Here is a 21,943-nt window from a genome sequence, read left to right on the forward strand (position 1 = left end):
GGAGCAATCCATGAACACTATCTTTCGTCATTCCATCATCGCAGCCTGCTTACTTCCATTACTTGGTTGCAATGAATCACAAGCCGTGGCACCAACTAAAGAACCACGTCCAATACAAGTTATCAAAATTAAAGCCGCTGAAGAACAAGCGGCCAAACACTTCACGGGTACCCTGCAGTCTGCTGAAAGTGCAGCTGTCGCATTTCGAGTCCCTGGAACAATTCAAAAAGTATTGGTGAAAACTGGCGATTACGTTGAGAAAGGCCAACCGCTCGCATCACTCGACCCACATGACTACCAAGTCGCATTGGAAGAACTTCAAGCTCGCGCTCTTGAAGCCAAATCTGCCCATAAGCTTGCAAAAGCAGAGCTCGCTCGCGTAAAACAGGCAATCGCTGATGATGCCATTGCTAATGTAAACCTAGATCGCGCTATCAGTGGTTATGAGCGTAGTGAAGCAGCAGTAAAAGTAGTCGAGCAAAATATTCGCCGCGCAAAAGACACCTTGCGTTACACCGAACTACGCGCTCCATTCTCAGGAGTGGTCGCCGCATCTAACTTTGACCAATATGAGCAAGTACTTCCTGGTATCTCCGTGTTCACCCTACATAAGCCTGACCAGCTTGAGGTGGAGATCGACGTTCCGGAAAACTTGATTCACCAATTCAAACCCCAACAATCTGCGGCAATCTCTTGGTATGGCGAAGCACGATCTGTTGCTGGACAAGTCACTGAGATTTCGACGCTACCTGATCCAATTAAGCAAACCTATACCGTGACTTACCAACTGGATGGACTCAACCAAGCGCTTCTACCCGGAAAAGCCGTGACACTCACAACACACCTCGGCAGTACACAGTCGACTTTGTGTGTCCCTTATTCCGCGATTGTAAAACCACTGGAACAAGATCTCGTATTCACGATTCACGACCAAACAGCCCATGCTGTGCCAGTTTCGGTTCGCTCTTTCAACCAAGAAAACGTTTGTGTTCAATCAGAACTGAATGAAGGCGATTATGTTGTGGTTAGTGGTGCGCAATACGTTCAGGAAGGTCAGCACTTCCCATCAATTCAAGTCAAAGAGCTGTAGGTAACTGTCATGAATTTAGCGGATTTCGCGATAAAGCAACGCACCTTTGTGCTTTTTTTCACTGCGCTTAGCGTGATTGCTGGGCTCTACTCTTATTTCGACCTTGGGAAACTCGAAGACCCAAGTTTTACCGTTAAAACTGCGGTCGTTGTTACCCTGTATCCTGGCGCTTCTGCCGAAGAAGTCGAACAGCAAGTCACCGACACGGTTGAGACGAAACTACAGGAAATGGCCACACTCAATCGACTGCGTTCACTTTCTCGCCCTGGTATGTCGATGGTGTTTGTCGACCTTAAAGAGTCATTGAATTCAGACGCTCTACCCCAAGAGTGGGATCTACTTAGACGCAAAGTGTCTGACATGAAACTCTTGTTGCCTTCCACAGCGCAAATCAGTGTGGTTCAGGACGAGTTCTCTGAAGTCTATGGCATGTTGTTTTCCATTTACAGCCAAGATGCAACACCAAACGAGCTACGTCAGTACGCAGAAGAACTACAGCGTCGAATCAAAACCGTTGACGGTATTAAGAAGGTTGAACTTCATGGTGTACAACCGCGCGTTGTATACATCGATATCCCAGATGAGCGCTTAGCTCAATATGGTTTATCCATCTCCCAAGTGTGGAATCAACTTAATACACAAAATACGACCTTCGATGCAGGACGATTTGCGACCACCAACGAGCGAATTCGTATCGAGCAGTCTAGTGAATTTGGCTCTATTGATGACATCAAAAATCTGATGCTCAAAGGCGGAATCAGTGAATTAGGTACAGGGCTTATTCGATTAGGTGACATTGCGGACATTACGATGGGTTATCAAGAACCTGCGATGACGGAGAACCGCTACAATGGTTCACCTGCCGTAACACTTGCGATGAGTCCGGTGTCTGGTGTTAACGTTGTTTCTCTGGGTGACGATATCAACAGAATCGTATCAGATTTCCAAGATTCATTGCCTCTTGGTGTGGAAATCGCGACGGTTGCCAACCAACCTGATGAAGTACAAAAATCGATCGACAACTTCGTTAACAACCTCCTTGAGAGTGTTGCGATTGTATTCATCGTACTCACTGTTTTCATGGGGATTAAGAGTGCGACAATTGTTGGTTCGAGTTTGCTTCTTACCATCTTACTCACCCTTATCTATATGAATTTGGCAAGTATCGATCTACATCGTGTATCACTGGGCACCTTCATTCTCGCGCTAGGGATGCTGGTTGATAATGCGATTGTGATTACCGATATGATGATCGTAAAAATCAACCGTGGCATTGATAGAACCCAAGCTGCCGTTGAATCCGTTAAAGAGACAGCAACACCACTGCTTGGGGCTACCGTGATTGCAATTATGGGTGCCAGCCCGGTGATATTCTCAAAAACAGACGCAGCCGAGTTTGCAGGTTCTGTATTCCTGATCATTGCCTCTTCATTGCTACTGTCTTGGTTCGTTGCCATGACCTTCACCGCGTTAATGTGTTGGATGTTCATTAAACCAAGTAAGAAACAACAACAAACCAAAGAGAGCTTGTATCGCAAGAGTGTCAACTGGACGGTAGATAACCCGTTCAAAGCTCTAAGTGCACTACTGCCTTTGATTGCCGTGACTGCACTTGCAATTCCTAACATTGCGATCAATTTCATCCCACAAGCAGACCGCCCTATTCTGTTCTTAGATTACTGGCTGCCAAATGGTGCGAAGATTGAACAAACCTCGGAGGATATGAAAAAAATTGAGTCTTGGTTACTCGAACAACCTGAAGTCGTCGATCTCTCTACGTACGTTGGCGCAGGCGCACCTCGATTCTCGGTGACGATAGAACCTGAACCGTTCGATCCTGCTTACGGTCAGATTCTTATCAACGCCAAAGATTACGAGTCACTCAACCAACTCATTGCTCGCGGTGATAAGTGGCTTGCCACAAAATTTCCAGAATCAGATCCAAGGTTCCGTGGTTTGAAATTGGCAACCGCAGACAAATTCAGTGTTGAAGCGCGTTTTTCGGGGCCTGATGTCGATGTATTACATCACCTATCAAACCAAGCAAAAGCCATCTTAGAAGCTCATCCTGATACCAAGTATGTGCGTGATGATTGGCGACAACAAAGCAAAGTACTGCAACCTATCATCAATCAAGAGAAAAGCCGCCAAGCGGGCATCAACCGTGCAGACATTGCGTTCGCACTCAAGCGCGCTTCAGAGGGAATGCCAATTGGTCGCATGAACCTAAACGATGAACTAGTGACAATTCAAGTCCGAGGGGTTGATCGCTCTCTTGATTCGTTGGAGACACTGCCTGTCAACTCCCTACTTGGGTTGCATAGTGTGCCGTTAGGTCAAGTTATTAATGGCTTTGAGATGACCAGTGAAGAGACCATGATTTGGCGTCGTGACCGCGTAAAAACCATTACAGCTCAGGCAGGCGTTGGTCGTTACACAACTCCAGCAGCCGTGAGAAATGACGTGAAAGCACAAATTGAAGCCATCGAATTACCAGCAGGCTACCAGCTTGAATGGGCTGGAGAATACTATGATGAACACAAAGCAGTCAGTGACATCTTAAAACAGCTTCCAAAAGCGATGCTACTGATGGTGATCATCTTGGTTGCGATGTTTAACGGCTTCAAACAGCCGGTGATTATTCTCACCACCCTGCCTTTAGCGGCCACAGGTGCAACTTTCAGTTTGTTGCTTCTCGATAAGCCATTCGGCTTCATGGCACTGATTGGGGCGGTCACTCTTACGGGGATGATCATTAAAAACGGCATCGTACTCATGGACCAAATCGAGCTAGAACGCAGCAATGGCCGTTCACTATCCGATTCCATTAAAGAAGCAACGGTAAATCGTACTATGGCGATATCAATGGGTGCACTTACCACTGCACTTGGCATGATTCCACTACTCACTGACTTACTGTTTGACCAAATGGCGGCGACCATCATTGGCGGCCTTGCTGCAGCAACAGTACTTTCACTGTTTGTGATGCCAGCGCTGTACAAGATCTTTTATCGAACTCAAGAGACACGCACTTCGATAGAAGAGAATGCAACTCTCACCGAATCAACGCAATAAGGAGCGCCATGATGTCTTTTATTTCACAAAAACCATGGACACTAGCACCAATCGCTCTCTCTCTGTTGTTAGCTGGTTGTGCAGTAGGCCCTGACTATCAAGCACCACAAACGACAATGGCTGAAACGTTTCTCTATTCAGAAGATAACCAACAAGCCACGCAATCACACTGGTGGCTGCAGCTGAATGACCCAGTTTTAAACCAACTAGTGACTCAGCTACAGTCAGACAACACCACGCTTAAAGTCGCTTCTGAGCGCATCAAAATGGCTAGCTCATACAAGAGCGTGGTGGAGTCATTCAAAGTGCCTACCGTTAACATCGGAGCGGGTTATTACAACTATCAACTCAGTGAAAACGACTCTCTGCTAGGCCCTGTTTTTGGTGCATCAGACGCCGTTGAATCTGCGACAGGGATGTCACTACTTGAAGCACAGCATGATGGCGGATTTCTTGGTGCTAGCATCGCATGGGAAGCGGACCTCTTCGGACGAATAGATCGCCAAGCTGAAGCGGCAGCTATTCGAGTAGAACAAGCTGAGATACTGCAATCAGGCTTAAATACACTGCTTACCGCCGACCTTATTCATAACTACTTGCAATACCGAGGTGCTCAAGAACGTAAAACAATCGCGTTAGAGAACATTGAGGATCAAAAACAAACCTTGAACCTAGTTGAGAAAGTCGTTCGTAGTGGTTACGGTTCTGAACTCGACTTAGCTCAAGCAAAAGCGATACTAGCAGCGACCCAATCGATCACGCCTCAGTTAGAGATTGCAGAACAAGTACACAAACACAGAATGGCAGTGCTATTAGGCACTTCCCTATCTGAATTAGAGGTTCAACTTGAAGGCGACTACACCTTACCAAGACTTAAAGGCGTTATCCCTACTGGGCTTCCATCTGACTTGCTGACACGACGTCCGGATATAAAAATCGCCGAACGTGAAATGGCCGCAGTTAATGAAGAGCTGGGTGCGAGCATCGCGAACCGCTATCCAAAATTCTTCCTTACTGGTACGCCAGGCGTTACCGCTGGAAGTTTCGACGACCTATTTAGCAGTGACTCCTTTGGATGGGCTGCATCTGCAGGGATAAGCTGGAATGTGTTCGATGGTGGACGCGGTGAAGCGCTGGTAGAAATGAACGAAGCACGCTTTAAATCTGCCGCACTAAACTATCAACACGCCGTAGATAGTGCTTTTGTCGAAGTAGACTCAACACTGTTCGCTTACGGAAGAAGCCAGCAAAATCAGCAGCGTATTGACGAAGCAACCCTCGCTGTTGATAAAGCGGTAAGTAAGGCGAAGTCGTTATACAAAGCAGGCCTTGTTGACTACTTAGCGGTACTCGACGCGGAGCGCCAACAAAAAATGATGCAAGACCGACAAGTCGCCGCCAAACTACAAACGGCGAATACCGCGATTGCTGTCTACAAGTCACTTGGGGGCGATTGGAAAGTCGAAACTGAACAACCAAACTCTGAGACTCAACCAGCTACTGGTGCAATAGAACTCGCAGCGAACAATTAATCGCAATTCAACAAAAATACCGCCTAACAGTAGGCGGTATTTTTATAATTATCGCATTCTTCAATCATTCTAAAGCAGATGTTTTTGGCGCCGACCATTTGATGATGGCTCTCATATTCATCGAAAAGAAGATAATGTTAGCAATAATCATCGCAACGCTTTCAGTCAAGTAACCGACCGCCACCCAACTTGTGTTGCCGCACATCATCAACACAAATCCGATCCTATTTTTATTTCCTATCTGCCAAATTGCGAGAAAGGTAAGCACCATGGCAACCCAATCGATCCCGTAATATTGAAAGTAGTCCATCTATCTACCCTGTTTGTTATCTTCAATAGCCCAATACAGCACAGCTAAACTAACTCAGAACCATCAACTGTCCATACAGCTCATCGTATGATTGGATATTGGCGATAGCACCACTAAGATCGTTCTTGCCATTAAAGCTGTGTTCAATAGCGATAACGTCGCAACCACTGCCTTTACCTGCGATGACACCTGCATTTGAATCTTCAAAAATAACGGTTTGCTCTGGCGATGCATTGAGCTTATCCAGTGCAAGAATATAGGCTTCAGGATCAGGTTTATGCTTGGTAACGTGTTCTTGGGTAATCACTAAATCAAAAAGATTCTCTAGCTGCAAAGACGCCAAGATATTCTCCACCATCCAAGTAGCAGCTGAGCTCACGACACCACAGGTTTTACCTGACTTCTTCAACGCCTCCACATACTCTTTTGCTCCGGAATTCAATTCAAGGCTCACTCTCAGTAATTCTTCATAGTGCGCTCGGAAATAGCGATTAAATTCCGTGAGTTCCGGTGAAATTTGAGCATGGTGAAAGAAGTGACCTGTTACAACTTGCCAGCTTTCACCCATCACATCTTTGTAAATATTGTGGTCCACGATCGAGCCGTAGTCAGCGCAAGCCATTGCAAGCGCCTGACCTTTCAATGGTTCTGAATTAACCAATGTTCCGTCCAAGTCGAAAAGGTACACTGTGTAATCTTTCACTGTTGTCTCCATTTATTATCTTGTGTGGGGATTAATCCATGACTTAAAACCCAAATAAGTGCCATATGTATTGATTCATTTTTATAGTGAAGATACGGCTTTAGTTAGTTAACGCCACCGGATCTTTGTTTCTTTGCTCTACTTTAATTCTTCAGGAATACGACGCCCTTGATAGTAGTACTCACGATCATCTTCATTGATTTCTCGTAACACTCGACAAGGATTACCTACCGCGACAACATTAGCTGGAATGTCTTTTGTTACGATACTGCCAGCGCCAATTACAGAATTCTCACCAATCGTCACGCCCGGTAGCACAACCGTATGTGCGCCAAGCCATACGTTATTGCAGATACGAACTGGAACATTGAACTGTGCTGCTTTGAGCCTCAGTTCAGGACTAATAGGGTGTGTGCCTGCTGCAATGGTTACATTAGGCGCAATCATCACGTTGTCACCTATAAATATGTCTGTGTCATCCACAAGCGTTAGGTTGAAATTCGCATATACATTGTTGCCGAGATGCGTATGGCGCCCCCAGTTCGCGTGCAGTGGCGGTTCGATGTAACAATCCGTCCCTACTTCCGCGAACAGCTGCTTCATAATCTGTTGTCGTTTGTCGCCTTCACTCGGGCGTGTGTGGTTAAAATCGTAAAGCACTTCTAAACATTGTGTTTGTTCGGCAAGCAGATCGACGTCATCACAGTAATAGACCTCTTGGCTGTGCATTTTTGCCTTTATATCCATGTTTCAACCTATTTGATAGTGACCTAAAGCGGTATAAATATATCGATATATGAATTGTTTGAAGCGTTGCATGAGCACCAAAACGAACCTCGGGGTAACGTCATTGTGTTCCATCAGGTATTCATTTAGATGCCAAATACAAAACAAAAACACTTCAAACTTCGCCACTACATTAGAATTTTGCTAACGCCGATACCAACTTTTTACGCCATCAACGACCAAATTCATCATCGATTTGTGACACTAAACAGGTTCGTAAAAAGCTTGTAAATCGATTGAGACTCGTTTGTAGAAAGCTACGTTTATTACAACCTTTTTGACTATTGTCTGGATAAGCGTTGTGATGCAGCAGTCCGCTAAAACATGTTGGATACAAAGTTAAACGCCAAGACTCTTGCATCAGTTTAACTAAAGAAACTAAGCTCGATTGATACGATAGCGTCTAACCGTCCCTTCTATTTCCGCGGTATAACTGCCAAGATATTCGCCACCACACTTCTCAATCACTTTTTGAGAAGCTGGGTTATCAACTGAGCACGTGACTATCGCCGATTCCGTAATTGCGTTGTCTCGAACCCACGCCAATAGAAAGGGAGCCACTCCTTTTCCTCGAGCTGTAGGCCTTGTTTCGTAACCAATATGCCCAATTACGTTTTCTACATAGTCATTGGTACCTTGTCTGACTCGAATCGCACCCAAGATTTGACTATCTGATACACAGTAATAGGTCTTACTGAGTAGATAGCCTTCTGGCAATCCTGTGGTGTCTTTTTCACGTCTGATGATGTCAGAAAGATGCCCTTCTGGATCTTTCTCTACGTCTTGATATCTGGGAATACCCGATTCAGAGCACTCCTTGGCATAGCTTTCCATCAATGGCGCTAAACCAATGCTCGCTTCTACTACTTCCATGTAATTCCTTTAACGCTATAACTTTGTTTGCAAAAGAACTAAACGCGCTCTTCGAGGCCAAACTTCTTAAAGAAGTCTGATAAGTCGAGTGTCGCCAAATCTTTAAATTCACCCGCATCGTAGAAGCGACCTTTACATGTAGGGCAACTCTCAAACCAGATGTGAGGCTGTTGAGGATCGACTAGACGCAATAATTTGTTATTAGGGCAAACTGGGCAACTAATGCGGTCTACTGCATTAAATTCCTTACCTACCTCTTCGTCACCATTATCAATCACATCTGCTAAAGGTTTCATGGATTCAACTTCACATCGGTCGATCCACAAACCTTTACAGTCCACGCATCTTTCCACATCGCCAAATGGTGTCTGTAGTTGCTCAAAATCGGAGCTACATTTAGGACATTCCATTTTCTTACCTTGCATATCATTTTTTCCTTATGTTATTTCATCAAGAGAGCAAATCAGCATTTCATAACTGAATAACTCTCTCTGTTTCATATGGATAACACAATACCACTATATCCCCATTATTTTCAGTAACTTAAATCACCCATCTTTTGACTGAGTCACAAAATGTGGATTATTTTGCTAAGGAAACGCTCTTTGGGATAGTCAACTGTTCGGTATATCGCCATATAAGTTTCTAAACAAAAACGAGATACAAAAAACCCGCAATCCATTACAAGACCACGGGCTTAAAATTTAATGTCGATTGTACTTAGCGGGTTAAGCAGCTTCGAATGCGAGGGCTTTCTTTTCAACTTGGCGGAAAATCAGTGTAAGTAGTCCATTTACGCCTAGATAAAATGCACCAGCGATGCCGAAAACCGTTAGAGTATCGTAGGTTTGACCGTTGATACGCTGTGCGTAGCCCATCAAATCCATGATGGTGATGGTGCTCGCGAGTGACGTACCTTTAAATACCAAAATCACTTCGTTTGAATAAGCTGGAACGGCGCGGCGCAGTGCATAAGGAAGTAGCACTTTAAGTGTTGCCACTTTATCCATACCTAACGCGCGACAAGCTTCCCACTGCCCTGCTGGAATCGCGTTAAATGCGCCCTTAAACAGCAGTGTGCTATATGCCGCAGTGTTTAGTGCTAAGGCCAACATTGCACAGAACCATGGCTGACTTAGCCAAGTCCACATAAAGCTTTCACGAATCCAATCGAACTGACCTGGGCCGTAATACACCAAGAAGATTTGAACCAAAAGCGGTGTACCTGTGAATAGCGTGATAATACCTCGAGTTAACCAGTGGACAGCTGGCAGTCTTAACACCAAAGTCACAGTCATTAGTAGCGATAAGATACAGCCGACAAGCAGTGATGCACCTGTTAGTTGAACACTGGTTGCTAGGCCTTCAAGCATTTGAGAGAAGTACTGTTCATTCATGCCATCGCTCCTTTTGCACCTAAGCCTTGGATTGAGTATTTCGCGTCAATCACTTTTACTGCTCTTTGCGTCACCAAGGTGATCACTAAGTAAATAGCGGCTGCTGTTGCGTACCATGTGAATGCTTCATGTGTTGCGGCAGAAGTCAGTTGTGCTTGCTTTAGTAGATCAGTCACACCAATTAACGATACCAATGCTGTGTCTTTCAGGAGAACCAGCCACTGGTTAGTTAAACCAGGTAGTGCGTGTCTTACTGCTTGTGGGAGAACAATCTTGAAGAAAGCGTGCGATTGAGGAATACCCAGTGCGCTAGCTGCTTCTCTTTGTCCTTTACTGACGGCTTTTAAAGCGCCGCGCAAAGTCTGCGAAGCGTAAGACGCGAAAATAAGTGACAGTGCAACAACACCAGATAAAAACGGGCTCACTTCAACGAAATCACCAGTGATCATAAACAGCACTTGAGTCGAACCAAAGTAAATAAACAACACTACTAAGATCTCTGGTAAACCACGAACCATAGTTACAAACGCCGTGGTTGGCCATTTAATTGCGATACGTCGAGACATCTCTCCACTTGCAAACAGTACAGCTAAAACTAATCCGACTAATAGGCTGACAAATGCAAGCTGAATGGTCATCCAGCTTGCTTCGACGAGCCCTAGAGAGTAACCCGTTAATTCCATATTACTTACCGAAATACTTGTTGAAGATCTCGTCGTATTCGCCGTTCGCTTTCACAGCCGCTAACGCCACGTTCAATTGGTCAACTAGCTCTTGGTTGCTCTTGTTTACCGCGATACCAAAGCCATTACCAAAATATTCTTGGTTAGTTACTTGATCACCAACGTACGTTAGGTTGTCTTGCTTTTTAAACCACTCAGCAACTACCGCTGTGTCACCAAATACTGAATCGATACGACCGTTTTTCATGTCGATGAACGCATCTTGGTAGCTTGAGTAAGGTACTGCAGTTACACCAGTCATCTGCTCTAGTAGGTAGCTTTGGTGGGTTGAACCGTTTTGAACACCGACACGCTTGCCTTCTAGTGCGGCTTGGTCTGCGACTTTGCCTTCAATAGAAATGAATGCAGCAGAGTTATCGTAGTAAGCGTTAGAGAAGTTCACCTGCTTAAGACGAGCATCAGTAATATCCATTGCAGAAATTGCTGCGTCGTAACGCTTAAATTTAAGCGCTGGGATCAAGCTATCGAACGCTTGGTTATGGAAAGTACACTTCGCTTTCATCTCTTCACACAACGCGTTTGCTAGATCAACATCGAAACCTTGGATTTGATTGTTTTCATCCATGAACTCGAATGGTGCGTATGTCGCTTCCATTGCGAACTTGATTTCTTGTTGTGCCGTTGCGTTAAAAGAAGCAAGGCCGATAAGTGAAGCTAATAGAATCTTTTTCATTTTGTTACTCCGAATACAGTGTAATAGCGGCCTGTGGCCATTCTTATAATTTGATTGGTTTTAGTTGATGTTGTGTTTTTACTAAATCTGGTTCTTTGAGTAGAGCTAGTGCGTCAGGTATTCAGCAAACTGAGGAGTCTGCGGATTGATAAACGCATCGCTCGTACCGTGCTCTACGATGTACCCTTTTTCTAGGTAGAGAACATGGCTAGCAATCTTTTTCGCGAAATCGACTTCATGAGTCACTACCACTTGAGTGATGCCTGTTCCGCTTAACTCTTTAATAATGCTGACAACTTGGTTAGTGATTTCAGGGTCTAGCGCGGCGGTTGGTTCATCAAACAGCAACACATCTGGTTTCATCATCAAAGCGCGTGCAATCGCGACACGTTGTTGCTGACCACCGGAAAGTTTTAGCGGCCACGCATCGGCTTTATCAGCTAATTGCAGTGTTTCTAGGACTTTCTTCGCTTGAGCAATCGCCTCTTGCTTGTCCATTCCGGCAACTTTTATTGGCGCTTCAATCAGGTTTTCAATCACCGTCATGTGTGGCCAAAGGTTGTACTGTTGAAAAACCATTCCAACTTTACGACGAAGTTGTAGGCCCTGTTTCTCTAGGATTGAGCTTGAAAAATCAAACGACTCACTAGCAATCTCTAGCTGGCCATCGTCTGCAATTTCCAACAGGTTTAATACACGAAGCAACGAGCTCTTACCGGCACCACTTGGGCCAAGTAAAACCAGTGTTTCACCGCTTTCGCAATTAAACGAAATGTCGTGAAGAACTTGGATGTCGCCATACGATTTGTTGATGCTCTTTACTTGAATACTCATGCCAAAATACTGCATTAATTGTCATTTGTTGGTCATTCTATTCATTTGGACTTTTTATGCAAGAAAAATGTATAAAAATTTACTTTGTTGAATTTTTGTAACAGATATTGCGCAAAATGTAGGCTATTTATCTGGTCGTATAAGTTCTACATCTATCTTATTGAATTACAAGAAAGGCGTTTTAATTAGCAAACGTTTCACCTCTGTTTTATAAAACAAGCATTGGACAGCTCTACATTTTAAGTTAACAAATATCGAGATATTCGGTGAATAAGTATTGGTAGAGTGAGTTTGGAGATAGTTATGTGCAACCGCTTAATCCGGTGTGAAGTGGTTTAAAATAAGCTCAGTGAGTCATATAGTTAGAATAATAACCATCTCCAAGATCATTCGGTATCGCACATTTTGGCCAGCGATAACATGCTCTAATGAGTTATCAACCAACATAAAGGTAGTCTAATGTCCGACTCTGCTTCTACGCTTGAAGAGCAAACCACACAACCGCCCGAGAATACGAAAAAGAGCCTGAAGATCTTACTTGAGCTCTTTCAGTTCATTAAGCCGTATCGAACCAAAGTCGCTATCGCGTTAATAGCGCTCATTTTCACCGCGAGTCTGACGCTTACTGTCGGTCATGGTGTACGAATCTTGATTGACCAAGGCTTTACCCAGCGTTCAACCGATGAACTGGGCAATGCGATTCAATTTATGTTGGTGATCATTGGTTTAATCTCAGTCGGGACTTTCTTCCGCTTCTACTTGGTGTCATCAGTCGGAGAACGGGTCAGTGCCGATATACGTTTAGCCGTGTTCAAACATGTGGTCTCCCTGCATCCGAGTTATTTTGAAACCAACGGCAGTGGTGACATTATGTCGCGTATCACTACTGACACTACCCTGCTACAGAGCATTATTGGCTCATCGTTCTCAATGGCGATGCGTAGCGCATTGATGTGTATCGGCGCTGTGATCATGCTGTTCGCGACCAATATAAAACTTACCCTAATCGTTTTGGCATCCGTTCCCTTCGTTCTGGTACCGATTCTAGTTTATGGTCGACGTGTAAGGGCGCTTTCTCGTCAGAGCCAAGATTCAATGGCCGATGTCGGCTCTTATGCTGGCGAGGCAATAGAGCACATCAAAACCGTACAGAGCTATAGTCACGAACAACAAGAGATCGCTTCATTTGGTAAAGAGGTAGAAAAGGCTTACGAGATTGGGCGTCAACGCGTTAAACAGCGTGCGATTCTAATCTCTGGCGTGATTTTAATCGTGTTCAGCGCTATCTCAGGGATGCTATGGGTAGGTGGTAGTGACGTGATTAATGGCACTATGTCGGCAGGTGATCTGGGCGCATTTGTGTTTTACGCAATTATGGTCGCCTCATCGCTTGGCACTATTTCAGAGGTAATGGGTGAACTTCAACGTGCAGCAGGTGCAACTGAAAGGCTGATAGAGATTTTACACGTTGAGAGTCATATTGTTGCACCAGTTGATCACCCTCAATCCATCGACGGGTTATCGGCAGAGGTTGCCTTCAATGATGTCACCTTTAGCTACCCTTCTCGCCCAGATGATCCAGCAACGACGGCTCTCACTATGACAGCCGAAGAAGGGAAGGTATTGGCGCTCGTTGGGCCGTCTGGCGCCGGTAAAACAACGCTATTCGAACTCCTGCAACGCTTCTATGACCCGCAACTTGGTAGCGTTACACTTGGCGGCGTTCCGCTTCATCAGTTCGATCCTAACGAATTGCGCTCGCAAATGGCGTTGGTGCCACAACAACCCGCTCTGTTTAGTCACGATGTGTTCCACAATATTCGTTACGGGAATCCAAATGCCACTGATGAAGAAGTCATTGCAGCCGCAAAAAAAGCGCATGCTCACGACTTTATTATGTCGCTACCTGAAGGCTACAAAAGCTTCTTAGGCGAGCGTGGTGTTCGCTTATCTGGGGGGCAACGTCAACGTATCGCGATTGCCCGTGCGATCCTAAAAGATCCAAACATCCTATTATTGGACGAAGCCACCAGCGCGCTCGATAGTGAAAGCGAACACCATGTCCAGCAAGCCCTGGAAGAACTCATGAAAGGACGAACAACTCTCATCATTGCCCACCGACTTTCGACCATCAAGCACGCCGACCAAATTGCCGTGCTTGACCAAGGTAAACTGGTGGATTTAGGGAATCACGACTCGCTCATGAAGAGCTGCGACCTTTATCAGAGACTGGTAGAACTGCAGTTTAAACACGTACGTAGTTAGTCAACGAAATTGATGAGTATTTGCTCATTGGTCACAAGTCACAGCTCGCCATTTTCTATGTTGCAGCAATGTTAAAATGGCGATAGTGTTTTTATTCCAATAACTCATGATTTCTCAAAGATCATTCTAACCACAATAAGAGAGTCTGCATGGAAGCACTATTATCTGAATACCCTGTAATCACAGAAATCCCCGTGGCTTGGGGAGAGATGGACGCACTCAACCACGTAAACAACGCGGTCTACTTTCGCTATTTTGAAACCGCTCGCTTAGACTTTTTCAAGCACGTTGAGCTTATGGAAGAGATGGCTGTCACCAAAGTTGGCCCAGTGCTCGGTGATACTTACTGCAAATACTTCCGCCCAGTCACCTACCCTGACACGTTGTTAGTGGGTTCCAAAGTGACAGAAGTTCAAGACGACCGCTTTACCATGGAATACGCTATCGTCAGTAAGGCACAACAAAAAGTCACCACCATCGGTACAGCCACTATCGTTATGTTTGACTTTGCATCCAATCAGAAAGCACTACTCTCTGTCCGATTGCTCAATGAAATTCAGAACATGAGTACACTTAAAAGCCCATGCTTTAAGCAAGAAACAGTCGCTGAGTAACGAACCATATATTTGTTAGAATTAAGAAGGCCACTCGATTGAGTGGCCTTTGTTTTTTTATGAGTGTGTCTGATTACAAACCTTGAACGTATTGGTTGTTGGTTCTGATCTGCACTAAGTGGTTTAGGTTATCCGTTGCGGTTTGATCACCCTTCACAAGCGCTTCAAACTGTTTAATCAACTCAACCTTGTCTGCTTTCTCTTTTGAACCAGAACCGATATCAGTAAGGTCGATAAAGAACTCATCAAACAGATTTGAAAGGTCTGCCACCGCATCTTGGTTTAAGAATTGCTCATGGTTGTAAATACTTGGGTAACCACCCTTCTGCTTATCTACCGCAAATGAAGTGCCTTTCACATTGGTGATGGTCGTTGCTTTCTCACATCGCAGCATACAACCGTCTTCAATAGCAGGCTTGTTACAGCCAACTGTTCTTTGGAAGAAACATTGGCGGCTGGTCATCATCAGGATTGGGTGATAAATGCTGTAATAAAGCTTGAAGCCTTCAGGACGACGAACATGGCGCAGTTGACCTTTGTTCAGCTCGTTTGAAAGAAAAGCACCTGAACAGTTCAACTGCTCTTTTAGCGTGTACAAAGCGTGTGAGTTGGTGGTGTTCATGAATGGACCCGCCACCCATTCGATTCCCATCTCATACGCCTTGTAAGCAATACCTGTGTTGTTGGTAACGATACGCTTTGGCTTAACCGTTTCAAGAATACGAACCGCTTCAATGTAATCTTTACCAATTAAGACAGCAGGGAACCAAGGGATCAAGTGCGGGTTTTCAGAAAGAATATCAATGTACTTATTATTGCGCTTCTTATAACTCTCAGGCAGTTTGAAATAGATATCCGCATCGGTCACATCACATAGGTGCAGATCGGCAGTGTCAGCAATCAACATAGACAATGTTGGTGTTTCATTCACTTTGCCAAATTTAGGCAGCGCCGGTACATCAACATTCTTAACAACGTCTACAGAACCATTCAAGATAAACTCGATCTCTTCTTTTAGCTGAGTTAGCTCTTTTAAAGAGACAAATAGACCTTCATTGAACTGAGTAAAATCATAACCTTCAAGTGAGTGAATACCGCTGCGAAGTGATTTAAAGCGCTTCTCCAAGATATCCTTGGTCAATGGCTTTTCACCATCGGCGACGAGTACTGACTTTGACTTCACTTCAAAGTTATCTTTGTCAGAAATCACTGACACCACTAATGGCTCGCCTTCACAGGCACTGAACGCCAGCTTGATTGGTGTTTTGCGGATATCCAGATACTGAATTTTGCTGCGCATCTCATCACCCAATACATCTTTCGCTGCGTGAAGGTCTTTGCTGATATCTTCGATCTGAACAACTGAGATCGCGTCTTGTGCATTTGGGTCAAACTGTTGAACTTGCTTCGCTGCCTGCTCTACCGCGTAGTTTTTACTGTTGTCACGCGGATTATCAATGAACATATCTTTCGTTAGATTGCCCTTTAAGAAAGAGTTGGTGAAGTCGCGGTTGAACACCTTGTGAAGATTCGAATCATCGTCAATCAGAACGCCACTTTCAATGAAGCTGTCGATCTGTTTGCGCCACGTATCAATCACGGTGTAAACATAGTGAGCGCCCTTGATACGGCCTTCTACTTTGAGTGAATCGACCTTAGCATCTACCAGTTCTGGCAAATCGTAGTAAGCGGAGTTGTCTTTCAAATTAAGTGGGTAGCGGTTACCTGCATCAGTAATCTCATATTCATCACGACACGCCTGTGAACAGCGACCGCGGTTACCTGAGTTACCGACACTCACTGAGCTTGAGTAACACTGGCCAGAAAACGCGATACACAAAGCTCCATGAACAAAGACTTCTGTTAGAACATCGTGTTCATGCGCAACTTGAGTCAGCTCTTTAATCTCTGGCAGGTTTAACTCACGCGATAAGTTCACACGTGACGCACCGATCTTAGCTAAGAACTTGATTTGGCCTTCGTTGTGCGTAGTTAGCTGGGTAGAAGCGTGAACATCGATCGTTGGAAAGTATTTCTTCACCAGATCAAACAGACCCAAGTCTTGGAGAATGATGCCATCAACCTTGGTGTTCACAAGCTGGTTTAGAAGCTTACTGATGTTCTTGATTTCGCTCTCAAGTAACACGACATTCAGGGTCAGAAAGATCTGACAACCGTACTCATGAGCAAGACGAATAATGCCGTTCAGTTCGTCTAAAGATAAATTCGAGGCGCGGTTACGGGCGTTGAATGTACCCAGTCCACAATAGACCGCATTAGCACCTGCAACGATAGCTGCTTTGATCGCCTCTACATCGCCACCTGGGGCTAATAACTCAATTTTTCTGCTCATATTTGAAGTCGCTCACTTACTTATAATTTTTAAGCCGCGTATTCTACCCACATCACCAACCCTTTACCACCGCACAGCAACTTTTAAACCTAATGACAACAAAGACTCCTCAAGACTTGCCTATCCTTTATTCACTACGTCGCTGCCCTTATGCAATGCGTGGACGGTTAGGAATTCTCCTTGCAAATCAACAAGTCTTAATCCGTGAAATTGTCACTAAGGATAAGCCAGAGCAACTGCTTGAGTGCTCGCCAAAAGGTACAGTCCCAGTATTAGTATTACCCGATGGAGAGGTTATTGAGCAGAGTTTAGATGTGATGATGTGGGCGCTTCAACAAAACGATCCTCAAGATCTTCTTCGTTCGGGTAATCCTTCACTTAGTGACCAAATCCACCAGCTCATCCAACACAATGACAATGAGTTTATTGGTCACTTAGAAAAGTATCGCGCTTCAGTCCGCTATCGAAATGACGACATCGAGCAGCGTAGAAACTTGTGTGAAGCCTTTATCACTGAGCTTGAACGAAAACTGGCCCAGCACGACTATTTGTTTGGAGATTCACCTAGCCTAGCCGACTTTGCCGTTATGCCTTTCGTTAGCCAGTTTGTAAGAGTGGAAAAGAAATGGTTTGTGCAATCTGAATACCAGAATGTAGGACGTTGGTTACGAACTCACCTGGAAAGTAAGCTCTATACCCAAGTAATGAAACAGTACCCATTGTGGAATGACACTAAACAAGATTGTCTTTTTGGATAAGACCAAACAGCAAAAGAGCCACTCATACCGAACGGCTCTTTTATTTCATTAACTTTTACGCGAAATATCGGCGCTCAGAGATTATTGAATCGCAATTGAAATCTCGACTTCAGTTTCACCTTTATACAACTCAAAGTCTGTTGTGTAGGTTCGCGTATGTGGACAATCTGGCGCGTTAAAATACGCCCAAACTTCTCCCCATAGATCGATCACCGCTTGTGGCAACTCGCCTTCTGCTGAGAAAGTAAGATATTTTCCTGCTTTGATTTTTGTTTCGACCAATTGGTCAATGGTGTTGTCAGTGAGAGCGTTGGTACATGCAATCACATCAAAATCACCGGTAAAATCCGACTCATAATTGGTGTAAACGCCGTAAACCTTTGAGTCCGGAGTTAGCTTAGGAAAAGCTTGTTCGAAAAAGCCTTGCCACAACTTACCAATTTTCGCCTTAGCTGGGTCAACTTCATCAGTATTATTCGTTCTTACCGCAAAGCCATACGCTTTTACTGCCTCTAATGTTTGTTCTTTCACTCTTCTATTCCCTGAGCCATATTAACTTATCAATCGTTAAGCCGAGTCAATTCTAATCTTGGATCTCTTTATGTCCGCACTTTTCACAAACAACATGGCGAGAAAATTCATCCATCGCAGCGATAAAACCGCCTAAAAACCAGCCTTTGACCAGACCGGAAATAAACTCAAGCCGCTTTTGATTTGGTTTACCCGCGAATTCACTCTCCTTTCTCACCAAAACAACAACATGTTGCGTACGCTCACGACAAGATGTGCAGTAGCAATGCTCTATCGAAGTATTCATATGTCACCCCTACAAGGTTTTAAAAAATTTTTGCTTAAAATGGGGGTTATCGACACACACTTCTAATTCAGCAATCCCTGTCAATACAACAAGTTGTTCTTGTCCAGCGACACTTAACTTAATACATTCATCTTTGTCTTGGTTGCGTTGGGTATCTAAAGCAACACCCTCGACCTGTTCACCGGAGTGTAAAGTGAGTTTAACTGGGTACCTGTGCATACACACAATTTCAATATAATCGTAATCACTGCAACTAATCATAATGCCTCCCAATCTTTCACCACGTTAATGCGGCATGCCGTTCTATGCAAACTGTTTATAATCAATCATTCACTCAAATCACATTGAAACAACACATACTTAAAGTATTCGAAATTTTAATCATAGATCCACCTTTAAACACCTAACTTACTTAATAACGTTCGTTTTATTGCGCTATCTATTTGTTTGATTACACTGAAGTTATTGGACAGTGAATAATACGGAACGTTATGAGTTTAAAACCCCTAGCCGCGAGCACGCTCGTGCTGTTCCCTGCAACAGCAGGTGCAGTGAGTTTTATCGACCAAATCGATGGTCACTTAGACATGGGTGAATACCTAGCTGAAAATGCCTATGGCTTTTTGCCTGTCCCGATTCTAATTACGGAGCCAGCCGTTGGCTATGGTGGTGGTTTCACCGGTATCTTCCTTCATGAATCAGAAGAACAGAAAAACACACGCAAAGCACTGGCGGAGAAGTCCCTTGATGGAGGCGCACAACTCTTAACACCTGCGATCACCGCAGTCGGTGGCTTTGCCACAGAAAATGGCACTTGGATGGCATTTATTGGTCACAAGCGAAGCTGGAAAGAGGATTCGATACGCTACCTTGGTGGTTTGGGTTATGGCGATATCAATATGACTTTCTACCGACAAAGCTCATCAGATGCTCTTTCACCCCTCGCTCCAAACGAAGGTATCGAGCTCGGCTTAAAAGGCATGGGAGGAATACAAAAGCTTCAGTTTCGAATCCAAGATACACCATGGCTAGTCGGTTTATCGCAGCAATTTTTTGCGCCTACGTTATCGTTAAATAACCATCCAAAAGCACAAGAGATCTTAAATAATATTGGAAATACCTCGCCTACTTCATCAGGCTTGGGTTTAATCGTTGAGTACGACAGTAAAAACAGCTTTCTAAATCCAACTCAAGGCTATAACTATGTCGCTGAGTATCTATGGTTTGGTGATGGACTTGGCAGTGATTACAACTATCAAACGTTCAATCTAGAGGGATTGAATTATTGGGAGATCAACAAGGAATGGAATCTCGCGTTGCGGGGCCAATATAAATCCCTGTCGACTGATGAACGCTTTCTATCGCCTCAATACTATCCAGACATTCAGTTGAGGGGTATTGCAAGAAACCGCTATCAAGGAGAGCATACCTTTGCGGCAGAGATGCAAGTAAGCAAACAATGGACGCCCCGTTGGTCAACAGGTGTGTTTACTGGGATTGGCTATGCTGGCGACAGTGACAGCGATATGTTCGACCAAAGCGCACACTCAGCGTATGGCGTTGGCTTCCGATACCTTATCGCGAGACGGTATGGCCTAATTTCGGGGATTGATATTGCGTTTAGCGAAGAAGATACCGCACTCTACTTTCAAGTCGGAGCCGGCATCTAGCTAAATCACGATTCAATTTACCAAGCAGAAGGTACTAAGCAAAGGTCTTCCAATACTGGTACAAGCCATTGATATCAGAAGAGCACATCAAGGACATTGCACCTTTGATTTGATCTTCATTCCATTCCCACCATTTCATTTCTAGCAACTGTGTAATTTCAGTTTCGCTAAAACGATAGCGGATATGACGAGCCGGATTAGAGCCGACAATTGAGTACGGCTCAACGTCTTTGGTTACCACTGCGCGGCTGGCGATAATGGCTCCATCGCCAACCTTTACACCACTCATGATCATCGCCTCTGAGCCAATCCAGACATCATTACCAATCACAGTGTCTCCAGAACGTTCGAACCCGTCGATCGCCCCTTCAAATTTTTCATCGTTTTGGTAGAAGAAAGGAAAGGTACTGACCCACTGATTTTGGTGACCTTGATTGCCTGCCATCATAAACACAGCACCACTACCAATGGAGCAGTAGCTACCAATGATTAGCTTATCGACATCATCTCTGTCTGGTGCAAGATAACGAGCACGATCGTCAAAGCTGTGGTTATGGTAATAGCCGGAATAGTAGCTATGCTCACCAACAATGATGTTCGGGTTGGTGACTTGCTCTTTAAGAGACTTGCCCGCAAAGGGACTTTCAAAATAGTTGTTCACAGTAAACGTCTACATTTAGGAAGGTTGAGTTGTAAATCAGCGTTACGAGTCATCGCCGCAACTGTCACACGCTTGGTAAGTTCTATCGCCTTCACTGATGACAATAAAAGAGGACACGCACTGTTCACAAAGCACTCGTTTTGGATAGGCATCTTTTTGCTTCTTGGCGTTAATATCGCCTTCAACAACGTAGTTTTTTCTCATGGTAATTCTCGGCAAGATAGAAATACGCCCTATGTTGTCTCAACAGGGGGTTCGTATCCAGTTATAGGTTCGCATTTGGGTAGATAATCAAATGCATGCGTTGCCTAAATTGTATGCCGAAAATCGAGACAACGCATTGAAAATCAAAAGAGGTCGAATAAATGGATTACGTTGTCGCCGTTACCCAATCGATAGCATCATCATATTCAGTGAACTGTTTGACCTCACCAGCGATAAACAAACTGCCTACTTTAGACGCTAGCTCCGGCCAGCCTTTATCACCGTAAATAGCGACTTTGCCTAAATTGGTTCTCAGCTTAATCCCCAGTTTTAAGTCGTCCCACGCGGCTCTGATATCCCAGCCGTTTAGCTCTTTAATATCAGCAACCATTTTAATGTTTTCAGAACCGACGGTTTTCAGTGCCGACTCTAATTTCGGGGTTAAGGCGAGATAATCTTGGTGGGTTAAGTGCCCTGTCGCTTTGAACATTAGTACATATTCATGGTCGATTCGCTCTACTCCAACGGATATTCCATGGCGATCATTAGTCATAATGCATTCCTCTATCGTTAGTCTTCAAAATC

At 44.5% G+C, this 21,943-nt stretch carries 23 protein-coding genes; 7 read left to right on the top strand and 16 right to left on the bottom strand.

Annotated features, from left to right (window positions below; all coding sequences use genetic code 11):
- The first annotated feature begins 10 nt into the window (after positions 1-10).
- From L1D60_RS09775 to L1D60_RS09785, 3 genes are read left to right on the top strand one after another with little or no spacing between them, the layout of a single operon-like run.
- The gene (locus tag L1D60_RS09775) at positions 11-1,090 is read left to right on the top strand and encodes an efflux RND transporter periplasmic adaptor subunit (protein WP_239840905.1); all 1,080 of its coding nucleotides are present in this window, start codon (positions 11-13) and stop codon (positions 1,088-1,090) included.
- Between the two features lie 9 nt (positions 1,091-1,099).
- Positions 1,100-4,165, top strand: coding sequence for an efflux RND transporter permease subunit (locus L1D60_RS09780; RefSeq protein WP_239840906.1), 3,066 nt, complete (start codon positions 1,100-1,102; stop codon positions 4,163-4,165).
- 11 nt (positions 4,166-4,176) lie between these two features.
- Entirely contained in the window at positions 4,177-5,697 is a 1,521-nt protein-coding gene (locus tag L1D60_RS09785) for an efflux transporter outer membrane subunit (protein WP_239840907.1), read from the top strand.
- A 64-nt stretch (positions 5,698-5,761) separates the two neighbouring features.
- Here L1D60_RS09785 and L1D60_RS09790 read toward each other — a convergent pair whose 3' ends face one another.
- The 9 genes from L1D60_RS09790 to artP all read right to left on the bottom strand — a co-directional run bounded on the left by L1D60_RS09790 (position 5,762) and on the right by artP (position 12,016).
- On the bottom strand, positions 5,762-6,007 hold the full coding sequence (locus L1D60_RS09790; protein WP_239840908.1) for a PnuC protein: 246 nt from the start codon (positions 6,005-6,007) through the stop codon (positions 5,762-5,764).
- Between the two features lie 49 nt (positions 6,008-6,056).
- Positions 6,057-6,722 (bottom strand): HAD family phosphatase, encoded by a 666-nt coding sequence (locus L1D60_RS09795; protein ID WP_239840909.1) that lies wholly within the window; start codon positions 6,720-6,722, stop codon positions 6,057-6,059.
- Positions 6,723-6,848: 126 nt separating this feature from the next.
- Positions 6,849-7,457 carry a sugar O-acetyltransferase gene (locus tag L1D60_RS09800; RefSeq protein WP_239840910.1) on the bottom strand — a complete coding sequence of 203 codons (609 nt, stop codon included), beginning with the start codon at positions 7,455-7,457 and terminating at the stop codon, positions 6,849-6,851.
- 417 nt (positions 7,458-7,874) lie between these two features.
- Positions 7,875-8,369 (bottom strand): GNAT family N-acetyltransferase, encoded by a 495-nt coding sequence (locus L1D60_RS09805; RefSeq protein WP_239840911.1) that lies wholly within the window; start codon positions 8,367-8,369, stop codon positions 7,875-7,877.
- Between the two features lie 38 nt (positions 8,370-8,407).
- The gene (locus L1D60_RS09810) at positions 8,408-8,779 is read right to left on the bottom strand and encodes a zf-TFIIB domain-containing protein (RefSeq protein WP_345772868.1); all 372 of its coding nucleotides are present in this window, start codon (positions 8,777-8,779) and stop codon (positions 8,408-8,410) included.
- Between the two features lie 318 nt (positions 8,780-9,097).
- Positions 9,098-9,766, bottom strand: a complete 669-nt coding sequence (gene artM / locus L1D60_RS09815; RefSeq protein WP_239840913.1) for an arginine ABC transporter permease ArtM — start codon at positions 9,764-9,766, stop codon at positions 9,098-9,100.
- Complete coding sequence (gene artQ / locus L1D60_RS09820) at positions 9,763-10,449, bottom strand: arginine ABC transporter permease ArtQ (protein ID WP_032548972.1); 687 nt, start codon at positions 10,447-10,449, stop codon at positions 9,763-9,765. Before artQ ends, artM begins: the two co-directional genes overlap by 4 nt.
- A 1-nt stretch (position 10,450) precedes the next feature.
- Positions 10,451-11,182, bottom strand: coding sequence for a lysine/arginine/ornithine ABC transporter substrate-binding protein (locus tag L1D60_RS09825; RefSeq protein ID WP_239840914.1), 732 nt, complete (start codon positions 11,180-11,182; stop codon positions 10,451-10,453).
- Between the two features lie 105 nt (positions 11,183-11,287).
- Positions 11,288-12,016 (bottom strand): arginine ABC transporter ATP-binding protein ArtP, encoded by a 729-nt coding sequence (artP, locus tag L1D60_RS09830; protein WP_345772867.1) that lies wholly within the window; start codon positions 12,014-12,016, stop codon positions 11,288-11,290.
- 459 nt (positions 12,017-12,475) lie between these two features.
- On the opposite strand from artP, the gene L1D60_RS09835 reads away from it, so the two are divergent.
- Positions 12,476-14,281, top strand: coding sequence for an ABC transporter ATP-binding protein/permease (locus tag L1D60_RS09835; protein WP_239840916.1), 1,806 nt, complete (start codon positions 12,476-12,478; stop codon positions 14,279-14,281).
- 149 nt (positions 14,282-14,430) lie between these two features.
- Positions 14,431-14,895, top strand: coding sequence for an acyl-CoA thioesterase (locus tag L1D60_RS09840; protein ID WP_032548968.1), 465 nt, complete (start codon positions 14,431-14,433; stop codon positions 14,893-14,895).
- Between the two features lie 73 nt (positions 14,896-14,968).
- Here the strand turns inward: L1D60_RS09840 and L1D60_RS09845 are convergent, their stop codons facing one another.
- Complete coding sequence (locus L1D60_RS09845) at positions 14,969-17,248, bottom strand: peptidase U32 family protein (protein WP_239840917.1); 2,280 nt, start codon at positions 17,246-17,248, stop codon at positions 14,969-14,971.
- Positions 17,249-17,403: 155 nt separating this feature from the next.
- On the opposite strand from L1D60_RS09845, the gene L1D60_RS09850 reads away from it, so the two are divergent.
- A complete protein-coding gene (locus L1D60_RS09850) occupies positions 17,404-18,006 on the top strand; it encodes a glutathione S-transferase (RefSeq protein ID WP_239840996.1) in 603 nt (200 codons plus the stop codon).
- An 81-nt stretch (positions 18,007-18,087) separates the two neighbouring features.
- Here the strand turns inward: L1D60_RS09850 and L1D60_RS09855 are convergent, their stop codons facing one another.
- The 3 genes from L1D60_RS09855 to L1D60_RS09865 are packed head-to-tail and all read right to left on the bottom strand — an operon-like array spanning position 18,088 to position 19,084.
- Positions 18,088-18,537, bottom strand: coding sequence for a GyrI-like domain-containing protein (locus L1D60_RS09855; RefSeq protein WP_239840918.1), 450 nt, complete (start codon positions 18,535-18,537; stop codon positions 18,088-18,090).
- A 52-nt stretch (positions 18,538-18,589) separates the two neighbouring features.
- The gene (locus tag L1D60_RS09860) at positions 18,590-18,823 is read right to left on the bottom strand and encodes a hypothetical protein (protein ID WP_239840919.1); all 234 of its coding nucleotides are present in this window, start codon (positions 18,821-18,823) and stop codon (positions 18,590-18,592) included.
- A 9-nt stretch (positions 18,824-18,832) separates the two neighbouring features.
- Positions 18,833-19,084 (bottom strand): Rho-binding antiterminator, encoded by a 252-nt coding sequence (locus L1D60_RS09865; RefSeq protein ID WP_239840920.1) that lies wholly within the window; start codon positions 19,082-19,084, stop codon positions 18,833-18,835.
- A gap of 230 nt (positions 19,085-19,314) precedes the next feature.
- Here L1D60_RS09865 and L1D60_RS09870 point away from each other — a divergent pair, with 230 nt between their 5' ends.
- Positions 19,315-20,493 carry a BamA/TamA family outer membrane protein gene (locus L1D60_RS09870; RefSeq protein ID WP_239840921.1) on the top strand — a complete coding sequence of 393 codons (1,179 nt, stop codon included), beginning with the start codon at positions 19,315-19,317 and terminating at the stop codon, positions 20,491-20,493.
- A gap of 34 nt (positions 20,494-20,527) precedes the next feature.
- On the opposite strand, the gene catB is transcribed toward L1D60_RS09870, so the two are convergent.
- The 3 genes from catB to L1D60_RS09885 all read right to left on the bottom strand — a co-directional run bounded on the left by catB (position 20,528) and on the right by L1D60_RS09885 (position 21,911).
- The gene (gene catB / locus L1D60_RS09875) at positions 20,528-21,154 is read right to left on the bottom strand and encodes a type B chloramphenicol O-acetyltransferase (protein WP_239840922.1); all 627 of its coding nucleotides are present in this window, start codon (positions 21,152-21,154) and stop codon (positions 20,528-20,530) included.
- 42 nt (positions 21,155-21,196) lie between these two features.
- Positions 21,197-21,358 carry a hypothetical protein gene (locus L1D60_RS09880; protein WP_239840923.1) on the bottom strand — a complete coding sequence of 54 codons (162 nt, stop codon included), beginning with the start codon at positions 21,356-21,358 and terminating at the stop codon, positions 21,197-21,199.
- A gap of 166 nt (positions 21,359-21,524) precedes the next feature.
- A complete protein-coding gene (locus tag L1D60_RS09885) occupies positions 21,525-21,911 on the bottom strand; it encodes an STAS/SEC14 domain-containing protein (protein WP_239840924.1) in 387 nt (128 codons plus the stop codon).
- Positions 21,912-21,943: the final 32 nt, after the last annotated feature.

This window comes from Vibrio sp. Isolate30 (assembly GCF_022397975.1).
Lineage (GTDB): Bacteria > Pseudomonadota > Gammaproteobacteria > Enterobacterales > Vibrionaceae > Vibrio > Vibrio fortis.